The organism is Symbiopectobacterium sp. Eva_TO (assembly GCF_053848865.1).
Genome location: NZ_JBSPEY010000004.1, coordinates 3,464,253 through 3,481,468, shown reverse-complemented (window position 1 = coordinate 3,481,468; position 17,216 = coordinate 3,464,253). Strand labels below are relative to the sequence as shown.

Genomic DNA, 17,216 nt, shown 5'->3' with positions numbered 1-17,216 from the left:
CCTGGCATGAAACGACATCTTACCCCCAGCCGACTTGCATTGGCCCTGGCCTTATGTCCGCCAGAGGGGCTGGCACAATCCCTGGCGATGTTTGATACCGATATTTTGCGCGCACGTGGCATTCCTGTTTCGGTGGCCACCTATTTTCAGACTGCCTCCCGATTTCCACCGGGTATCAACCACCTCACTCTGGTGGTCAACGGCACGCCGCGCGGCACCGTCTCTGCGACCTTCAACGACCAGGGCGCCTTATGTGCCGACGCCAACTTTCTGAAGGCGGCAGGCATCCTCACGAAACAATCTGAGGGACCAGCGCAGGCACAACAGGGTGCCTGCCCTGCTCTGCCCACAGGGACTGAAGTCAAACTGCAGCCTGGCCGTCAGCGTGTTGAGCTATTGGTGCCTCCACAGCTCATTGATAACAGCGCCCCGAAAGCGGTGTACGTCAGTGGCGGGAGCGCGGCACTGCTTAACTACAACCTCTATGCCACCGGTAATCACAGTCGCTATAGTCGGTCACAGACGTTTTATGGCCATACCGAAAGCGGCTTTAATGCGGATAACTGGATAGTGCGCAGCTATGACTCTTACTCCGGTCACGGCGATAAAGCACGATTTCACCACCAGAGCGCTTGGGTGCAACGAACGTTTCCGGCCGTTAAATCAACCTTACAGGCGGGACAACTCACGCTCAACAGCCCGCTGTTTTCCGCCCCGGCGTTTAACGGGCTTCAAGTCAGGCCGGAAAGCGCATTACTCAAAACCGATAATGGCGTGCGCGTCACCGGCATTGCCCCCTCAGCCGCACGGGTCGAGGTCCGTCAAGGCGGCGCGCTGATATACTCGACACTGGTGCCCGCAGGCCCCTTTGTGTTAGATAACCTGCCGCTGAACAACGCCTCGCAGGACCTGGAGGTTTCGGTCATTGAAAACAGCGGTGGACAACGGCGCTTTATCGTCCCCGCAGCGTCATTCAGCTCGAATTTCGTTCCTGTACAACAGGGCTGGACAGCGGCTATCGGCCAACCCCGTGAGACTGGACGGGGTGCCAATGAACTGAAAAGCAATGGCTTCGTTACCGCCACCGCCACTTTTCCGGTAAAAGCGTTAAACACCAATATGACCACTGGCTTGATGGCGGCTCAGCGCTACACGTCTGTCGGCCTCAATGCCGAGACTAGTCTGTGGAAAGACTCATCGACCTATTTCCGCTTCATGGCGGCACGGGATGCACGCACTGGCACGCAGGGCACCATTACCCAGGCGGGGCACAACATGGCGTTAGGGGGTAACCTGTCGGCCACCCTCAGTGCAGCGTTTCATACCCCGGGTTTCCGCTATCTGACAGATAGCCCTCAGCCTGATACTTCACGCCGCGGCGCGCAGAAACGGATGTATGGCGCCAGCTTGGGGTGGAACAATGAGATGCTGGGCTTTTTCTCTCTCGGCATGACCCGCAGTGAACGGTTTGATAACACAGCCGACAATTACCCCAGCATCAGCTGGAGTCGAAATGTCGGCCCTGCCAGCGTCTCGCTCAGTATGTCACCACGCAGCGGGCAGCGTGATGACGACATGTATTACCTGCATGTCAGCCTACCGCTAGGTAAGGCTCATACCAGTTTTTCTGCCAGCAAAGAGGGACGTTATACCCGTGCTTCCGCCAGTGTCAGCCAGCAGCTTAATGACACCCTTGGCTACAGTGTCGGCACCTCGACATCAGACCATCGGCGTTATGGCTTTAACGGCTCACTGAACCTGCAGCCGCGCTATACACGCCTCTATGGCAACTACAGCTATAACGGTCACGACAGCCATTCCTGGTCAGCCAGCATGAACGGCAGCGTCATGCACGATGGTCATGGCATGCTTTTCTCGCCACACAGCGTACACGATACCTTTGGTGTGGTCAGTGTCCCAGGATTACCCCATGCGCGGATACAGACGCCCTCCGGTACGATATGGACTAACGGCAGTGGCCGTGCTGCCGTCCCTTCCGTTACCCCCTATAGCCGCTCACGCGTTGAGCTGGTGACACAGGGACTACCACGCAATGTGGAGGTAAGTAATGCAGCGAGCATTACTGAAGCCGGACGGGGCGCCGTCAGTCGTGTCAGCCTGAAGGCCGAAAGGCATCGGAAAATCCTGCTGCAGGTCACAAAACCTGACGGCAAATCATTCCCGCAAGGTATGGCGGTACTGGACGGTAAGGGGAACTATCTAAGCATCACCGGCACCGACAGCGATATCTATCTGGACGAACAGCATACCCACAACGGCCTCATTATTGAGGACGATAGCGGACGGCGTTGCACACTGGACTTTGCAATAAGCCCCGAGCCACCGAAAGACGACGAGCCGTATGAAACCGTGCCGGCAGTTTGCCGATAAAAAGATAAAAGGAAAGCAAAATGAAAATAATTATTCGCATATTTGTTATAATGGTAATCACCAGTAATTTTATGAGACCTGTATGCGCACAATTAATAAGAGATTCAGGACTGGAGCCCATGTTCAAAACAAGGTTCTGCAATATCGATGTGTCACCGCGGATACTTGATTATGGCGATATAACTCGTGCCATGCTAGAGAATGACAGTACGATAAGCAAGCGAGCGACAGTGAATGTGAATTGCGACAAAGAAAGAAGTGGGGATATCGAGCTAAAATTCAGCTTCGGCAATGGGGCATCTTATTGGGCAAAAACTCCGTCAGTAAACATAAAACTCGATAAACTCACTCTGGATGGAGATTCAACGAGCACCAAGGTCATTATGGATGGTGGATTTCCCAATCTATTTAATATGAAGGAAGATACCGATATATGGCAGCACAATCACTTACTCAAAGCAAATAATAAGTTCTTGAATTTATCCGCGGAAATAACAGTAACGCTAGATTTATCAAGCATGCGCGACATCAGAGAGATAGCACAGCTTGAAGAGAATGTAACATTCAGATTTATTGAGGACTATTTTTGATATACTTGCTACAGGATTATTAAAAGTACTACAGAGAGCCGCATTCACCAACTGCGAAGAAAATAATCAACGCCCGTGTCACCACGGGCTCAAAGTCATATCGTTATACACATCTTTCTAACGCACTGTTTAATCAATGAGTTACGGGTTTATCTCAGAGTGGCATTTTGAACCTCAAAAAGCCAATGGGATGGCTTGAATGCCTTAATTCACGGGGTTCTGAGCATCCTGTTCAAAAAATGGCCAAAAGATGTGTATAACGATATGGCTCAAAGTGGCCTTGTTGAATAATAGTAAATCGTGCTGTTTTACTATGCCCATTTTGGTAGAAAATGCTTATCACCTCAGGCATTCCGTTTTCTCATGATGCTTAACTGCATGATTTTACATTGCTGGAAACAATCGTTTTACTGGGCTGGTAGCATAAAATCTGTTTATTCAACAAAGCCCCTTCTTGTGTAAAAAAGGCACCCATTATATCAACGAAAGGAATCATACACTATGTATTACAATAACACGCTACTTACCCCAACCAGTATTGAACACTGGTGCTCACATATCTATAGCCTAGAGGTTTATCACGATAAAAAAGGCAATATTATTCTGGACTTAGAGGAAATGGGTACCAGTATCGTCCGGTATCAACTCACTCCAAAAATGCGAGATGAATTCGTAAAAATGCTTATGCGACCATAATTGACTAATGAGCAATAGAGTTAATTTTAAGATATATTATACAGATATGCATTGATACCAGCCAATGCGCCTTTGGTAAAAGATAATTCATTATCAATAACATCGCCGGGCGGCTGGCGTCACATTTTGAGAATGGCAGCAATGATGCTCACGGCGGCAGCTACCATTAGCCCGAGCCGGATGGTCATCTGCATGCCAAGTTTATCAAAACCGGCAGTCATATCCTTACGGACATCGGCTATCTGAGCTTCAGTTTTCTCGAAGCGAGCCTGCATCTGAGCTTCGTTCTTCTCGAAGCGAGCTTCCATATCTTTACGGACATCGGCTATCTCTGAGGATAGGTCCTTGCGGACATCGGCTATCTCTTTGCGAACGTCAGCGATATCGCGCTTCACTTCGGCAATATCAGCCTTGGTAGCGACATCCGCCACTTCGTGAGACTTACGTACGACGAGCGAAATCGCCCTGGCCTGTTCTCTAGAGATGCCAGCAGTCTCAAGCTCTTCTGACGCCTGCAATGTATCAAATGCAACCTGGCCCATAGCGGATCCTCCTGTGTTAAGCCAAGTGTAAGCGATCTGACCGCCAATCTGCAAAATTTTACCCGTTAGCCGGCTTTGTTGAATAATAGGGAATCATGCTGTTTTGCCATACTCTTTTTGGCAGAAAATGCTTGTCACCTTAGGCATTCCGTTTTCTCATGATGCTTAACTGCATGATTTTACGTTGCTGGAAACAATCGTTTTACTGGGCTGCCAGCATAAAATCTGTTTATTCAACAAAGCCCTTGGTACTACGTTGCCGTGACGCTGTGAAGCAAGGCACCTTGCCCGATAGCTTCCGCAAGTGGGTAACAAGTGAGGTACTTCCCTCAATCCGCAAGACTGGCAAATACGAGCATCCACAATACAAACCCCAAGCAGCCGAACTATTCAGCAATGATGATGTTGATTGCCTGACTCGCCTCGTCTGGAGCATGGCGAACGGCTTCCACTTCGACCGGGCATGGAGGAGCGCCATATGGTACGCCCTGCGCCGCGTAACGGGCGTACCCTCACCTCAGCACTTCGAAATCCGGCAACTTCCCCTGTTGGCCGAAGAGTGCCGCCGTATTTACGGCATTACCAACACGCTCAAAGGTGCCATCTTCGACGCTGAGAAGCAGACCATGCGCCGCATCCTTCGCAATCGTGAATATGAGGCTATCGTGCTTGCTGAAATGCAGCGGATGCTTGAAGAGAGCACGCAGCAGCATTACGGCGTGATGACCCATGCACTCGAAAAATGGCAACAGGCGAACGTTAACCAGTTCCTACAGCGTCACTAACCACTAATCCCGCCCCGGTATCGTGCCGGGGTTCCATTATCGTTTTAACCAACGAGGTATATCTGTATGCAAAATTTAACTATTGCACAAACATTAACCATGTCCAGCCGCGAGATTGCGGAGCTAACTGGAAAACAGCATAAAGACGTTCTTGCTGATTGCCGCAAAATGTTCGAGGCGCTCAATATTCAATCGGCGGACTTTTCCGCCGATTACAAAGACAGCAAAGGACGCACCTATCAGGAGTTTTTGCTTGACCAAGACCTAACGATGACACTCGTCATGGGGTACAGCATTGAGCTTCGCCATAAAGTCGCCAAACGCTGGCGTGAACTGGAAGAACAAGCCAAGAAACCCGCCATCCCGCAAACATATCCCGATGCACTGCGCCTCGCTGCCGAATTAGCAGAGGAAAAGCAACGTCTGGCATTGGTTAACAAAAAGCAAGAAGAAGAGATTCATTGCTTGCAAAACTTATTCCAAACAGGAATGACGCCAGTCCAGTTCTGCAAGCAACTTAATGGTGTGAATGTTATGGGGGTAAATCTGTTCTTGGCAGAGCGTAATTTCCTCTACGACGGACAGAAAGAGGAAAACAAGCCTTATGAATGGCGTGTAAAGGCTTATGCGCGCGATAAATATTTCACCGAAAAAACGGTCACCGTTAACACCGAAAAAGGCAAGAAGCAATTCTATGAAGTCATTCTTTTAAAAGAAGGTGCCAAATGGCTGTATCGCCACTATTTGAAAGGCGAGCTTCCGATGAAGAAAGGCTGGAACGGTGAATTTACCCACGATAAATATCTTCAGGTCGCATGAGGAAATGTAATGAACGCATCCCACCTCTTTAAGCGCGGAGCAGAATGATGGTTGAAAGAGTGAAGTCGGCAGGTGTGGAGCCTCGCAGATTTCCGGCATCATGGTGCCCAATACGGGATGCATAAAGCTCCCTCAGACTGGAGACTCCACAGCATGAAATATACACCGGTTGGCGTTGATATCGCAAAGCATCTGATTCAGGTTCACTTCGTCAATGAGCACACAGGTGAAGTGGTGGACAAGCAGCTGCGCAGCAAGGATTTTCTGACGTTCTTCAGTAACCGGGAGCCTTGCCTGATTGGCATGGAGGCCTGTGGAGGCTCTCAGCACTGGGCCCGGGAACTGGAAAAGCTGGGGCATAAAGTCCGGCTGATGCAGGGACGGTTCGTCAAGGCGTTCGTCATGGGCAACAAGAATGATGTCATGGATGCCCGCGCTATCTGGATGGCGGTACAGCAGCCAGGCAAGGCGATAGCCGTAAAAACGGAAGAACAGCAATCGGTACTGGTTCTGCACCGTTCACGCAGACAACAGGTGAAGTTCAGAACTGCACAGATTAACGCGCTGCACGGAACATTACTGGAGTTTGGCGAAACCATCCATAAAGGTCGGGCAGCGATGGACAGGGAGCTACCGGCTGCACTGGAGCGGCTGAAAACGAAGCTGCCGCCGTATCTCATCACCGTGCTGGAAGACCAGTACAACAGACTGAATGAGCTGGACATGCTGATAGATGGCCTTGAAAAACAGCTTAACAGCGTGGCCCGGCAGAACGAAACCTGTAAACGGCTGATGGAAATTCCCGGCGTGGGGCCGTTAATCGCCACAGCGGCAGTTGCCACCATGGGGGAAGCCTCAGCGTTTAAATCCGGCAGACAGTTCGCTGCTTATGTCGGTCTGGTGCCGAAGCAGACGGGTTCCGGGGGGAAAGTTCGGCTGCTGGGGATAAGCAAACGTGGTGACACCTATCTGCGAACGCTGTTTATCCATGGGGCAAGAGCCGCTTCGTTAGTTGCTAAAGAGCCTGGGCCATGGATAACGGAACTTAAAAAACGGCGTCCGACCGGTGTGGCTATCGTGGCGATGGCAAATAAGCTGGCGCGAACTGTGTGGGCGCTAGCCGCCCATGAGCGTAAGTACGATAAAAATCATGTCAGTATCAGGCCCTATTAATCACTGATACCGATAACTATTTACTCTTAAAAAGGGTGAATGCAAAAAGGTTGCTCTGGTGGCCAGCGTGATGACAAAGACAGGTAAGACCGGGACTCGCTAAACCTGAATGATTTTTTGAGCTTAAAGCTCGCTAAGGAAATGAGGCGTGAGTCAGCGGATTACATAGTGGCTCGCAGCTTTATGGCTGCAAAAAAGCCGGATATAAAGCTGCAACCTACCCGTCAATGTCAAAATAATGGATGCCTTGCAAACGGGATGCGTTCATATAAAAAATCATGAAGCAATCACAGGAAGTTATCGTTGCCCGCATTATCGCAGCATCTAAAGCTATCGTGAAATGCCAGCAGGTCGTGAAAATATTAAGGAACCAATATTACGCATCGATACGAGATTATCTTCACACATCACGCGAGATTGATGCACACCTCATACCTGGAACACCTGAATATCACAATGCTATTGCGCATACCAGCCAGCACATTATGGCGCTGAATCAGAAAAAACGTGAATTGCATAATGCCCGCCGTCGTCACAGTCGTGCAACTCAGGCATTAATCAAATATCAAACGGAGAAAGAGAATGAAACCTAAAATTCCCATCGGGATAAGAGAGCGGGCGAAGCGATTTGAACGCCTGTACCGCGAAGGGCATATCCATGCAAGACGTATTCGACGAACAGGCTATTTATCAATCCGGCTTTCCCTCTGCTGGCGCATGTTATCTAAAGATAATGGCCGAAATTGGAAAACCATGAGCCATGCAAAATATAATACACAAATAACACAATAATAACAGGAGCACCCTATGAATTACGCATTCGCGGGTAATGCTGCCCTCATGGGGAGCTATCACCCGGAAGAAACCCAATTGGATAAAGTCGTAAAATGGCTGGAAACGGATACAGAAAGGTTATCGATATCCTCGAACAGCAAGGCAAACCTCTACGATCTGCCCCAGCACCTTCATCCCGCCCTGTTATCGAGGATGTCAACACCACCCTACCCATACCAATGCTCTTTATGTTCCTGACAGTGATTGCCTATCTGCTTATGCGCGCGTGTTACTCGTTAGAGAAAATTCTGAGAAAGTGAGGTGTCTATGCCTGAAGTGATTCAAATTGTTCCGAATAAGTGGGTTTCTGAGAGCTTACTTATGGCTGTAACTGGATTAAAGGCAAGTACTATAAAGCACGCACGAGACACGTCATGGATGGAAGGCCGTGAATATAAAAAAGTTTCAGGAAATGGAGAGCCTGGAGAAACAGCGCCGTGTTTCTACAATCGTGAGTTGGTTGATGAGTGGATTCAGAGAATGCCAGCAGCAAAGCAAAGAGAAAAAAAATCTGCTTAAATGGCGATCCATTTCAACAAGGAGAGGGCTATGAAGAAGCAATATCCGACTGGTGTGGAGTGTCACGGAGGTATGCTCCGCATCTGGTTTATGCATGAAGGAAGGCGATGCAGGGAATCCATCGGGGTGCCTGACACACCCAAAAACAGGAAGATTGCGGGGGAGTTGCGGCAATCGGTAGTCTACGCGATAAAAACGGGCACGTTTAATTATGATGATAAATTTCCGAAATCATCATCAAACAAAACAGAAAATTCATCACTCACTGTGATGCAGCTATTCAATAAATGGCTGAATATTAAGCGGTACGAAATATCTGAGAACACCATGATCAGATACCGCAATAAAGTTCGTTCTATCGTAATTACTCTCGGTGTAAATGTCCCCGTTTCTGGTATACGTAAGCAAGATTTGGCAAAAATGCGTAACGAGCTTATTGAGGGATTTCATTTGTCAGGCAATGGTAAAAAGGGACGCAGCGTTGTAACGGTGAACTCGTACATGTCAACGGCGCTGTCAGTATTCGCCTTCGGAAAAGAAAATGGGTATATGGATGCGGATCTTAAGTATTCAGTGAAGATGCTGCGCAAGGCAAAGGTTCGTCCAGACCCGCTATCTGAAGACGAGTTTGACAGGCTAATAACTGCGCTGCCAAGCGATCAGACTCGTAACTTATGGACGCTGGCCTTCTTCACCGGAATGCGTCACGGAGAGCTGTGCTCTTTGGCATGGGAAGATATAGACATGAAGGATGGAACTCTGTGCGTGAGAAGAAACATCACTACAGCCAAAATATTCTCGGTGCCGAAAACAGACGCGGGAACAGACCGGATCATCAAGCTGAATGATAGAGCGTTGCAGGCTCTGAAAAATCAGATGGCAATAACGAGGATGGGCGCTAAGCATATAGTAACAGTACATACACGCCAACACGGAAAAACAAGACATGATGAATGCACCTTTGTCTTTTCCCCGTCTGTATCGTGTAGAAATGGGGCGGGAGGCATTTGCTATTCTTCAGAGTCAATAAGGCAAACGTGGACATCTGCTTCACGAAAGGCGGGGATTCGGCACAGAAAGGCGTATCAGTCTCGACACACTTTCGCGTGCTGGATGCTTTCGGCAGGGGCCAACCCCTACTTTATAGCTTCCCAGATGGGCCACTCTAGCCCGCAGATGCTTTATCAAGTATATGGAGATTGGATGCCAGGGAATAATGACGATCAGATAGCGCTAATCAACAGCAAGATTGCGCAAAATGCCCCGCATATGCCCCACAGCAAGATCATATAGCAATAAAACACATACACAACAAAAGATTAAACCATCAGACAGGCATATTCATAAAGTGCCAATAGTGCGGCGCATCTGCCATGTCTGGACCATGATCGGTGATGGCAAACAGGCGGATGTTTTTCCGTTTAGCCTCTGCGTGTAGTGGCACACTGATACTGGCCACCTGAGCGGAGGTGATATGCTCACCTCATCAACACGACAGGTGACCTCATGGGTAAACATTTTACGGCGGAATTTAAGCTCGAAGCCGCAAAGCTGGTTGTCGACCACGGCTACACATACGTTAAGGCCGCAGAGGCGGTTAATGTCAGCCATTCTGCCATTAGTCGCTGGGTCAATAAGCTTCGCCTTGAACGACAGGGAAAAACGCCAACGGGACTTCCTCTTACCCCTGAACAGCTCGAGCTGCGTGAGATGAAGAAAAAAGTCCAATGCCTTGAAATGGAGAACGAAATCCTAAAAAAGGCTACGGCGCTCTTAATGTCGGACTCACTCAACGGTTCACGGTAGTCGACAGGCTGAGGGCGCGATACCCGGTCACGGCGTTGTGCCAAACTTTTGAGGTACATCGCAGCAGCTACAGGCACTGGCAGGCTTCCGCTAATGAACCCGACGGTGAGCGCGTGGTTAAGTGTAGTCGCGTCATGGAAGCCTGGAACGCCAGCGGCGGCTCTGCCGGCGCTCGAAGTATCGCGACCATCGTCACCGGCAGCTCTGGTGTCAAAATGGGGCGCTGGCTGGCTGGCAAGCTGATGAAGGAGCTGGGTATCGCCAGCTGCCAGCGACCGGCTCACAAATACAAACGCGGCGGCAATGAACACGTTGAAATACCGAACTATCTCAACCGCCAGTTCGCGGTTACCGCGCCGGATCAGGTCTGGTGCGGCGATGTGACCTACATCTGGACGGGCAAATGCTGGGCTTACCTTGCGGTGGTGCTAGACCTGTTCGCCCGCAAACCGGTGGGCTGGGCCATGTCGACGTCGCCGGACTCGGCGCTGACAGTTAAAGCGTTGCAGATGGCCTGGGAACTCCGGGGACAACCAACAGGAGTCATGTTCCACAGCGACCAGGGCAGCCACTATACCAGCCGTCAATACCGGCAAGCCCTGTGGCGCTGCCGGATAAAGCAGAGTATGAGTCGGCGGGGTAACTGCTGGGATAATGCGCCAATGGAGCGGTTCTTCCGCAGCCTGAAGACAGAATGGGTGCCGACAAAGGGTTACAACAGCTTCAGCGAAGCCCAGGACGCGATTATCCGCTACATCACGGGGTATTACAGCGCTATCCGGCCTCACTGGTATAACGGCGGCTTAACTCCAAACGAATCTGAGCGACTGTTCTACATACAGTCTAATGCGGTGGCCAATATTAGTTGACCACTACACACCCGGGTTATCTGGGGTCGCAGGACACCTTCTACGTGGGTAATCTGAAAGGTGTTGGCCGTATCTACCAGCAGACGTTCGTGGATACGTACTCGAAAGTGGCGCACTGCAAGCTTTACACGAGTAAAGCACCGATCTCTGCCGCCGACCTGCTCAATGATCGCGTGCTGCCGTTCTACGAAGCTCAGGGGCTGCCAATGCTAAGAATACTGACGGACAGGGGGACGGAGTACTGCGGTAAAGTGGAACAACATGACTATCAGCTGTACTTGGCTATCAACGATATAGACCATACGAAAACGAAAGCGATGTCTCCGCAGACAAACGGTATCTGCGAGCGCTTCCATAAAACTATTTTGCAGGATTTTTATCAGGTTGCGTTCCGTAAGACGTTATACGAGGACCTAGAAAGTCTACAAAAGGATCTGGACAACTGGTTGTGGCATTACAATAATGAGCGAACTCATCAGGGTAAAATGTGCTGCGGGCGTACGCCAATGGCCACGTTACTTGATGGTAAACGAGTCTGGGCAGAAAAAAATCTGAACCAGATTTAATCTGACAGACACCTGTATAAATAACCGGTAACTGTCAGATCAGGTCTGAGCTAATACATGTAAATCGACGGGATACATGGTCTCTCCTGGCTAAATAGCTGTTCCTAGGCTGTGTCCCTTAATTACATAACCTCTGGTAAAACAGGCGGATGCAGCCCAGTTTCAACATTGCCAGATAATTCCTCGCCGTTTTGTCGTAACGTGTCGCAATGCGACGGTATTCTTTCAGACGGCCAAAGCACCGCTCAACAACGTTCCGATTGCGGTAGGCGTCACGATCGAGCTTTGAACGACCATCCACCGCCATTTTTTCAGTGGATTTTCGGGGGATGACAGTTTTTATACCTCTGTTTTTTAGCTCGTTACGTAATACATGCCCGGAGTACGCCTTGTCAGCGAGTACCGCATGACCACGGCGTTTCATACTGCCGTTCTGGCGTTGGACACCAATACCGTCCAAAAGACGTAGTGCAAACTGACTTTCATGAGCCTGACCGGGGCTCAACACGATGTTTAACGGAAGACCACTTCCGTCTGTAGCCATATGGATTTTGGTGCCAAAACCACCTCGAGAGCGACCCAGCCCATTATCTCCGGTGATATCGGGATGTTTTTTTGAGCACCGGCAGCACATTTCAGCGCCCTGATATTGCTACCATCCAGCGCAGTCGCTGACCAGTCCACGAGGCCATGGGCATCAAGTGATGAAAGTAACTTATTGAAAATAATGTTAATGACTCCCGATTTTGACCATCGGTTAAAGCGGTTATAAACGGTTTTCCATGGGCCGTATCGCTCAGGTAAATCACGCCATGGGGCACCAGAGCACAGCACCCAGAACATGCCATTGATAATCATGCGATGCTCAGCCCATGGGCGTCCGGCCTGTGGTGTTGCTGGTTCAGCAGGGAGTAAGGGCTGGATGATAGCCCATGCTTCATCGGGAAGGTCGTAGCGAGCCATAGTTTAAAATGATGTAGAAACAAACAGTTAGTATAACTCATGGGATTAAGGGACACAGCCTAATACCGCTACACTTTTGCCTGTCCATGTTTTCCACTGGGAAACGGGCTGACGGTTTCCATGAAGCGGCGAACCTTGTTCAGTCACTGCCACATTGAACAGCATTGATGATTGCGGGTAATGGTTTCATGCAACGCCTGCCATAACCGCTCTACATGATTTACCCATGGTGAGTACACCGGCTGATAAATAACCCTGAATTTCGGGTTTTCTTCCAGCCAGCGCTCCGTCTCCCGGCTTTTGTGAATAATGTAGTTATCAACTATCAGCGTGAGCGTTTTTGCCCGCCTGTACGTTGCTCTCAGATGCTCTAACATACTGATAAACAAACACGAACTTTTACTGTTTCCTCCAACATAGCTGACTTTTCCCGTCCCGCTGTGTAATGCACCCGCCAGATAATATTTCTCGTTCTGGCCCGGCGTCACGATGCGTTTCTGCTTCCCGCGAACCTGCCAGTCCGCGCCAATTTTGGGATTCAGATGAATATCCACTTCGTCTTCGTAAAAGACGGGATGTTCCGCGCTGCATTGTTCCAGCGCCATCGCGATGACCTCCATTTTTTCTTCCTTATGCGGGTCGCGGATACGCAGCGTAGGAGCTGCGCGTCGCCACACCAGACCGGCAGAAGGCAGCCAACGGCGCACCGTGGAAGCATGCAACTGGCAACCGGTTATCTCATTGATTTTTATCGCTAGCAGTTCCGTGCTCCAGCGCGAACGCTGATAGCCAAAATCATGAGGGGAACGCTTTACGAGCTGGATTAACAGTGCGCAGATCTGTTCAAACGGCCAGCGACGGCCACGACCGGGCCGCAGAGATTTGAGACCTTCAATGCCGTACAGGGTGAGCCAGTTAATCCATCTGCCGATTGACGAACGGGCGCAGCAAAGCATTCTGGCGACATCGCTCACGCGCTCGCCCCGGTGCAACATCAGGATGGCGGTCAGCCTGCGGGCGTGATTCTTGTCACGCGTTTTATGGAGAGTTTTCTTCATCAGGCGTCGTTCGTTACGGGGTATCGGTGCTATGCTCGACATCGCTAAGTCCGGTTGATGATTTGGGATCTTTATCGATTGATCAGATCGCTCAACTCGGACTGAGTTCCCTTCAGGTGATCTACTATTCGGAACAGTTATTTAGGCATTTCACCGCCAGCATACCATTTCTCACTGACACTGGCAGCCTGCGCCGCAGCCATAACGAAAATTTAACACATTGATAGCGCCCTATTTAAACTAGAATAGGTCAGTAAATCAGCAAATTGCATTAAGTTTAACTAAACGCGCATTTTGTTGCATAAACTCATTGACGCTGCCCGGCAATTTACCTACATTAGCGCCCGTCGCCGCAGCATACTGCTGGCGAACAATCCGGTGAGGTGTCCGAGTGGCTGAAGGAGCACGCCTGGAAAGTGTGTATACGTGAAAACGTATCGAGGGTTCGAATCCCTCCCTCACCGCCAGATAAAAACAAAACGCCTCTGAGGACCCTGTACATGATTCTGTGTAAATGCCTTTCTCAGTAGTGACCGTTCAGGCGGTCACCGAACTCGATAATAAAACGGCTCATTGCCATACGCCAGTCCCGCAGTGGCATCGTCCATTTCTGTTAGGCCGACTGGATTGCCAGCCACACCACCTTTTTCACTGCGTCGTCAGTCGGGAACACCTTGCGTTTTTTAATCGCATGCCGGATCACGCTGTTCAGCGACTCGATGGCGTTGGTTGTGTCGATGACTTTGCGGATATCTGCCGGGTAAGCGAAGAACGTTGCCAGATTGCTCCAGTTCGTCTGCCAGCTCCGGCTTATCTGTGGATAGCGGCTGTCCCATGCGCTGGCGAATGCTTCCAGCGCCTGCTGTCCTGCTTCTTCCGTAGCGGCCTGATAGATGGCTTTCAGGTCGCGTGTGACGGCTTTGTAGTCCTTCCAAGGGACGAACCTCAGGCTGTTGCGTACCATGTGCACGATGCACAGCTGGATGCGGGCTTCCGGATACACCGCGTTGATGGCGTCCGGGAAACCTTTCAGACCGTCGACACAGGCGATGAGGATATCGTTCAGGCCGCGGTTTTTTAGTTCTGTCAGCACATTGAGCCAGAACTTCGCGCCCTCGTTTTCGGCCAGCCACATACCCAGCAGTTCTTTCTGGCCCTCGATGTTGATACCCAGTGCCAGGAACACGGATTTATTGATGACGCGACTGTCCTGCCGGACCTTCAGGATGATACAGTCAAGGTAAACAATGGGATAGACTGCATCCAGTGGACGATTTTGCCATTCAGTAACCGGTTCCATCACGGCGTCGGTGACCTTCGAGACCAGCGCCGGTGAGACATCCGCGTCATACAGCTCGTTGAACGCAGACGCTATCTCGCGGGTGGTCATCCCTCTGGCGTACAGGGACAGGATTTGGTTATCCATCCCGGTGATCCGGGTCTGGTTTTTCTTCACCAGTTGTGGTTCGAAGGAGCCATCACAATCGCGCGGAGTACGTAGTTCCAGAGGGCCATCGCCGGTGGTCACGGTGTTTGTGGAATAGCCGTTGCGGGAGTTGGCCCCCGGTTTGGGCTGATTTTTATCGTAGCCCAGATGGTGGGACATTTCGGCGTTGAGAGCAGCCTCAACGCTGATTTTCTTCAGCAGGCGATCGAATTGGCTGAGTGTAGTGGCACACTGATACTGGCCACCTGAGCGGAGGTGATATGCTCACCTCATCAACACGACAGGTGACCTCATGGGTAAACATTTTACGGCGGAATTTAAGCTCGAAGCCGCAAAGCTGGTTGTCGACCACGGCTACACATACGTTAAGGCCGCAGAGGCGGTTAATGTCAGCCATTCTGCCATTAGTCGCTGGGTCAATAAGCTTCGCCTTGAACGACAGGGAAAAACGCCAACGGGACTTCCTCTTACCCCTGAACAGCTCGAGCTGCGTGAGATGAAGAAAAAAGTCCAATGCCTTGAAATGGAGAACGAAATCCTAAAAAAGGCTACGGCGCTCTTAATGTCGGACTCACTCAACGGTTCACGGTAGTCGACAGGCTGAGGGCGCGATACCCGGTCACGGCGTTGTGCCAAACTTTTGAGGTACATCGCAGCAGCTACAGGCACTGGCAGGCTTCCGCTAATGAACCCGACGGTGAGCGCGTGGTTAAGTGTAGTCGCGTCATGGAAGCCTGGAACGCCAGCGGCGGCTCTGCCGGCGCTCGAAGTATCGCGACCATCGTCACCGGCAGCTCTGGTGTCAAAATGGGGCGCTGGCTGGCTGGCAAGCTGATGAAGGAGCTGGGTATCGCCAGCTGCCAGCGACCGGCTCACAAATACAAACGCGGCGGCAATGAACACGTTGAAATACCGAACTATCTCAACCGCCAGTTCGCGGTTACCGCGCCGGATCAGGTCTGGTGCGGCGATGTGACCTACATCTGGACGGGCAAATGCTGGGCTTACCTTGCGGTGGTGCTAGACCTGTTCGCCCGCAAACCGGTGGGCTGGGCCATGTCGACCTCGCCGGACTCGGCGCTGACAGTTAAAGCGTTGCAGATGGCCTGGGAACTCCGGGGACAACCAACAGGAGTCATGTTCCACAGCGACCAAGGCAGCCACTATACCAGCCGTCAATACCGGCAAGCCCGGTGGCGCTGCCGGATAAAGCAGAGTATGAGTCGGCGGGGTAACTGCTGGGATAATGCGCCAATGGAGCGGTTCTTCCGCAGCCTGAAGACAGAATGGGTGCCGACAAAGGGTTACAACAGCTTCAGCGAAGCCCAGGACGCGATTATCCGCTACATCACGGGGTATTACAGCGCTATCCGGCCTCACTGGTATAACGGCGGCTTAACTCCAAACGAATCTGAGCGACTGTTCTACATACAGTCTAATGCGGTGGCCAATATTAGTTGACCACTACACTTACATAATATTGTTTTATCAATCCAGGTAACCTTTCTTTCGCCTTGCCGTTGATGCGACGCTAAAGATCGGCTTGATTGAAGTGATAGCCAACTGCTCTGCTTTTCGTTTTTCGCGCGTGTATTTACAGTAAATGGTGTGGAGGGGGAACATGCCGTTTGGAATATCGATACCCGCACGACTGAGCATCAATATTGCTGAGGATAAGTTCTTCACAAAAAACGCCGTTCTCTTGACCGTTTCCTTTCTCATTTAATATCATGCTGTTGATTCATCGCTGTGCGACGAAACATCTTCTCTCTGCGCGCCTTGACTTATTACGCTTCGCTGCACGACACGTTGTATATCCTGTGGCTTGCTTTAAAAAGCAAAAACCTCCGCAAATGTGCGGAGGTCATTAAGGACAAATCAATGAGACCGGTACAATAGGCACCGGTACAAAAGGAGACTACGTGGTAACCGCCCTGTCCTCCATGGCTTGCCGCCAGCCTCCCAACCATTCAGATCGGGCATTAATAGATTGATAAGGACAAAGTTCCTTTGACTTTCCGGAAAGTCCTGCTTGATAGCCGCGCGATTGCGCACGTTCCAAACGATCTCGTTTCTGTCTCTTCATGCCTCATTTCCCTCATTGTTCATCTGGTGGAAAGAAAACAGTGACTGCTTTTCGAGCACCCACATGGTATCA

Annotated in this window: 15 protein-coding genes, 1 tRNA gene and 4 pseudogenes; 13 read left to right on the top strand and 7 right to left on the bottom strand. The window is 50.6% G+C overall.

Annotation, left to right across the window (positions count from 1 at the left end; genetic code table 11):
• Window positions 1-6: 6 nt before the first annotated feature.
• Together ACWWJF_RS20525 and ACWWJF_RS20520 are read left to right on the top strand one after the other, a co-directional pair.
• Window positions 7-2,391: a fimbria/pilus outer membrane usher protein gene (locus ACWWJF_RS20525; protein WP_455870472.1), complete on the top strand. Its 2,385-nt coding sequence runs from the start codon at window positions 7-9 to the stop codon at window positions 2,389-2,391.
• A 20-nt stretch (window positions 2,392-2,411) separates the two neighbouring features.
• Complete coding sequence (locus tag ACWWJF_RS20520; protein ID WP_455870471.1) at window positions 2,412-2,981, top strand: hypothetical protein; 570 nt, start codon at window positions 2,412-2,414, stop codon at window positions 2,979-2,981.
• 815 nt (window positions 2,982-3,796) lie between these two features.
• Here the strand turns inward: ACWWJF_RS20520 and ACWWJF_RS20515 are convergent.
• Window positions 3,797-4,219: a DUF1640 domain-containing protein gene (locus ACWWJF_RS20515; RefSeq protein ID WP_455870470.1), complete on the bottom strand. Its 423-nt coding sequence runs from the start codon at window positions 4,217-4,219 to the stop codon at window positions 3,797-3,799.
• A 269-nt stretch (window positions 4,220-4,488) separates the two neighbouring features.
• On the opposite strand from ACWWJF_RS20515, the gene ACWWJF_RS20510 reads away from it, so the two are divergent.
• The 7 genes from ACWWJF_RS20510 to ACWWJF_RS20480 all read left to right on the top strand — a co-directional run bounded on the left by ACWWJF_RS20510 (window position 4,489) and on the right by ACWWJF_RS20480 (window position 9,642).
• On the top strand, window positions 4,489-5,004 hold the full coding sequence (locus ACWWJF_RS20510; protein WP_455870469.1) for a hypothetical protein: 516 nt from the start codon (window positions 4,489-4,491) through the stop codon (window positions 5,002-5,004).
• 66 nt (window positions 5,005-5,070) lie between these two features.
• The gene (locus tag ACWWJF_RS20505; RefSeq protein WP_455870468.1) at window positions 5,071-5,823 is read left to right on the top strand and encodes a Rha family transcriptional regulator; all 753 of its coding nucleotides are present in this window, start codon (window positions 5,071-5,073) and stop codon (window positions 5,821-5,823) included.
• Between the two features lie 153 nt (window positions 5,824-5,976).
• Window positions 5,977-6,996: an IS110 family RNA-guided transposase gene (locus tag ACWWJF_RS20500; protein ID WP_455869016.1), complete on the top strand. Its 1,020-nt coding sequence runs from the start codon at window positions 5,977-5,979 to the stop codon at window positions 6,994-6,996.
• A gap of 278 nt (window positions 6,997-7,274) precedes the next feature.
• On the top strand, window positions 7,275-7,589 hold the full coding sequence (locus tag ACWWJF_RS20495; protein ID WP_455870467.1) for a hypothetical protein: 315 nt from the start codon (window positions 7,275-7,277) through the stop codon (window positions 7,587-7,589).
• On the top strand, window positions 7,579-7,788 hold the full coding sequence (locus ACWWJF_RS20490; protein ID WP_455870466.1) for a ParE family toxin-like protein: 210 nt from the start codon (window positions 7,579-7,581) through the stop codon (window positions 7,786-7,788). The genes ACWWJF_RS20495 and ACWWJF_RS20490 overlap by 11 nt, the downstream gene beginning before the upstream one ends.
• 309 nt (window positions 7,789-8,097) lie before the next feature.
• The gene (locus tag ACWWJF_RS20485) at window positions 8,098-8,349 is read left to right on the top strand and encodes an excisionase family protein (RefSeq protein ID WP_455870465.1); all 252 of its coding nucleotides are present in this window, start codon (window positions 8,098-8,100) and stop codon (window positions 8,347-8,349) included.
• A 30-nt stretch (window positions 8,350-8,379) separates the two neighbouring features.
• The gene (locus ACWWJF_RS20480; RefSeq protein WP_455870464.1) at window positions 8,380-9,642 is read left to right on the top strand and encodes an Arm DNA-binding domain-containing protein; all 1,263 of its coding nucleotides are present in this window, start codon (window positions 8,380-8,382) and stop codon (window positions 9,640-9,642) included.
• 37 nt (window positions 9,643-9,679) lie between these two features.
• Here the strand turns inward: ACWWJF_RS20480 and ACWWJF_RS20475 are convergent.
• Window positions 9,680-9,781 (bottom strand): annotated as a pseudogene (locus tag ACWWJF_RS20475) (phosphatase); the annotation flags it as partial.
• Between the two features lie 74 nt (window positions 9,782-9,855).
• Here ACWWJF_RS20475 and ACWWJF_RS20470 point away from each other — a divergent pair.
• Together ACWWJF_RS20470 and ACWWJF_RS20465 are read left to right on the top strand one after the other, a co-directional pair.
• Window positions 9,856-11,024, top strand: a protein-coding gene (locus tag ACWWJF_RS20470; RefSeq protein WP_455868400.1) for an IS3 family transposase whose coding sequence is annotated in 2 segments (ribosomal slippage) — window positions 9,856-10,111 and window positions 10,111-11,024 — 1,170 coding nt in all. Because the reading frame shifts where the segments join, the coding sequence is not laid out codon by codon here.
• Window positions 11,021-11,590: pseudogene (locus ACWWJF_RS20465) on the top strand (integrase core domain-containing protein); the annotation flags it as partial. The gene ACWWJF_RS20470 and the pseudogene ACWWJF_RS20465, both read left to right, overlap by 4 nt.
• A gap of 118 nt (window positions 11,591-11,708) precedes the next feature.
• On the opposite strand, the gene ACWWJF_RS20460 reads toward ACWWJF_RS20465, so the two are convergent.
• Both ACWWJF_RS20460 and ACWWJF_RS20455 read right to left on the bottom strand, forming a co-directional pair.
• Window positions 11,709-12,553 (bottom strand): IS5 family transposase gene (locus tag ACWWJF_RS20460; RefSeq protein ID WP_455869069.1). Its coding sequence is split into 2 segments (ribosomal slippage): window positions 11,709-12,208 and window positions 12,208-12,553, totalling 846 coding nucleotides; the frame shifts between segments, so codons are not numbered across the junction.
• 68 nt (window positions 12,554-12,621) lie between these two features.
• Window positions 12,622-13,653, bottom strand: a pseudogene (locus tag ACWWJF_RS20455) (IS630 family transposase).
• A 335-nt stretch (window positions 13,654-13,988) separates the two neighbouring features.
• Between ACWWJF_RS20455 and ACWWJF_RS20450 the strand changes: the two are divergent.
• A tRNA-Ser gene (locus ACWWJF_RS20450) sits at window positions 13,989-14,078 on the top strand.
• Between the two features lie 56 nt (window positions 14,079-14,134).
• On the opposite strand, the pseudogene ACWWJF_RS20445 reads toward ACWWJF_RS20450, so the two are convergent.
• Window positions 14,135-15,277: pseudogene (locus ACWWJF_RS20445) on the bottom strand (IS256 family transposase); the annotation flags it as partial.
• Window positions 15,278-15,350: 73 nt separating this feature from the next.
• On the opposite strand from ACWWJF_RS20445, the gene ACWWJF_RS20440 reads away from it, so the two are divergent.
• Window positions 15,351-16,519 (top strand): IS3 family transposase gene (locus ACWWJF_RS20440; protein WP_455870163.1). Its coding sequence is split into 2 segments (ribosomal slippage): window positions 15,351-15,606 and window positions 15,606-16,519, totalling 1,170 coding nucleotides; the frame shifts between segments, so codons are not numbered across the junction.
• Between the two features lie 27 nt (window positions 16,520-16,546).
• Here ACWWJF_RS20440 and ACWWJF_RS20435 read toward each other — a convergent pair.
• Both ACWWJF_RS20435 and rmf read right to left on the bottom strand, forming a co-directional pair.
• Window positions 16,547-16,780, bottom strand: a complete 234-nt coding sequence (locus tag ACWWJF_RS20435) for a hypothetical protein (protein WP_455870463.1) — start codon at window positions 16,778-16,780, stop codon at window positions 16,547-16,549.
• 196 nt (window positions 16,781-16,976) lie between these two features.
• Window positions 16,977-17,144, bottom strand: a complete 168-nt coding sequence (rmf, locus tag ACWWJF_RS20430) for a ribosome modulation factor (protein WP_455870462.1) — start codon at window positions 17,142-17,144, stop codon at window positions 16,977-16,979.
• Window positions 17,145-17,216 lie beyond the last annotated feature (72 nt).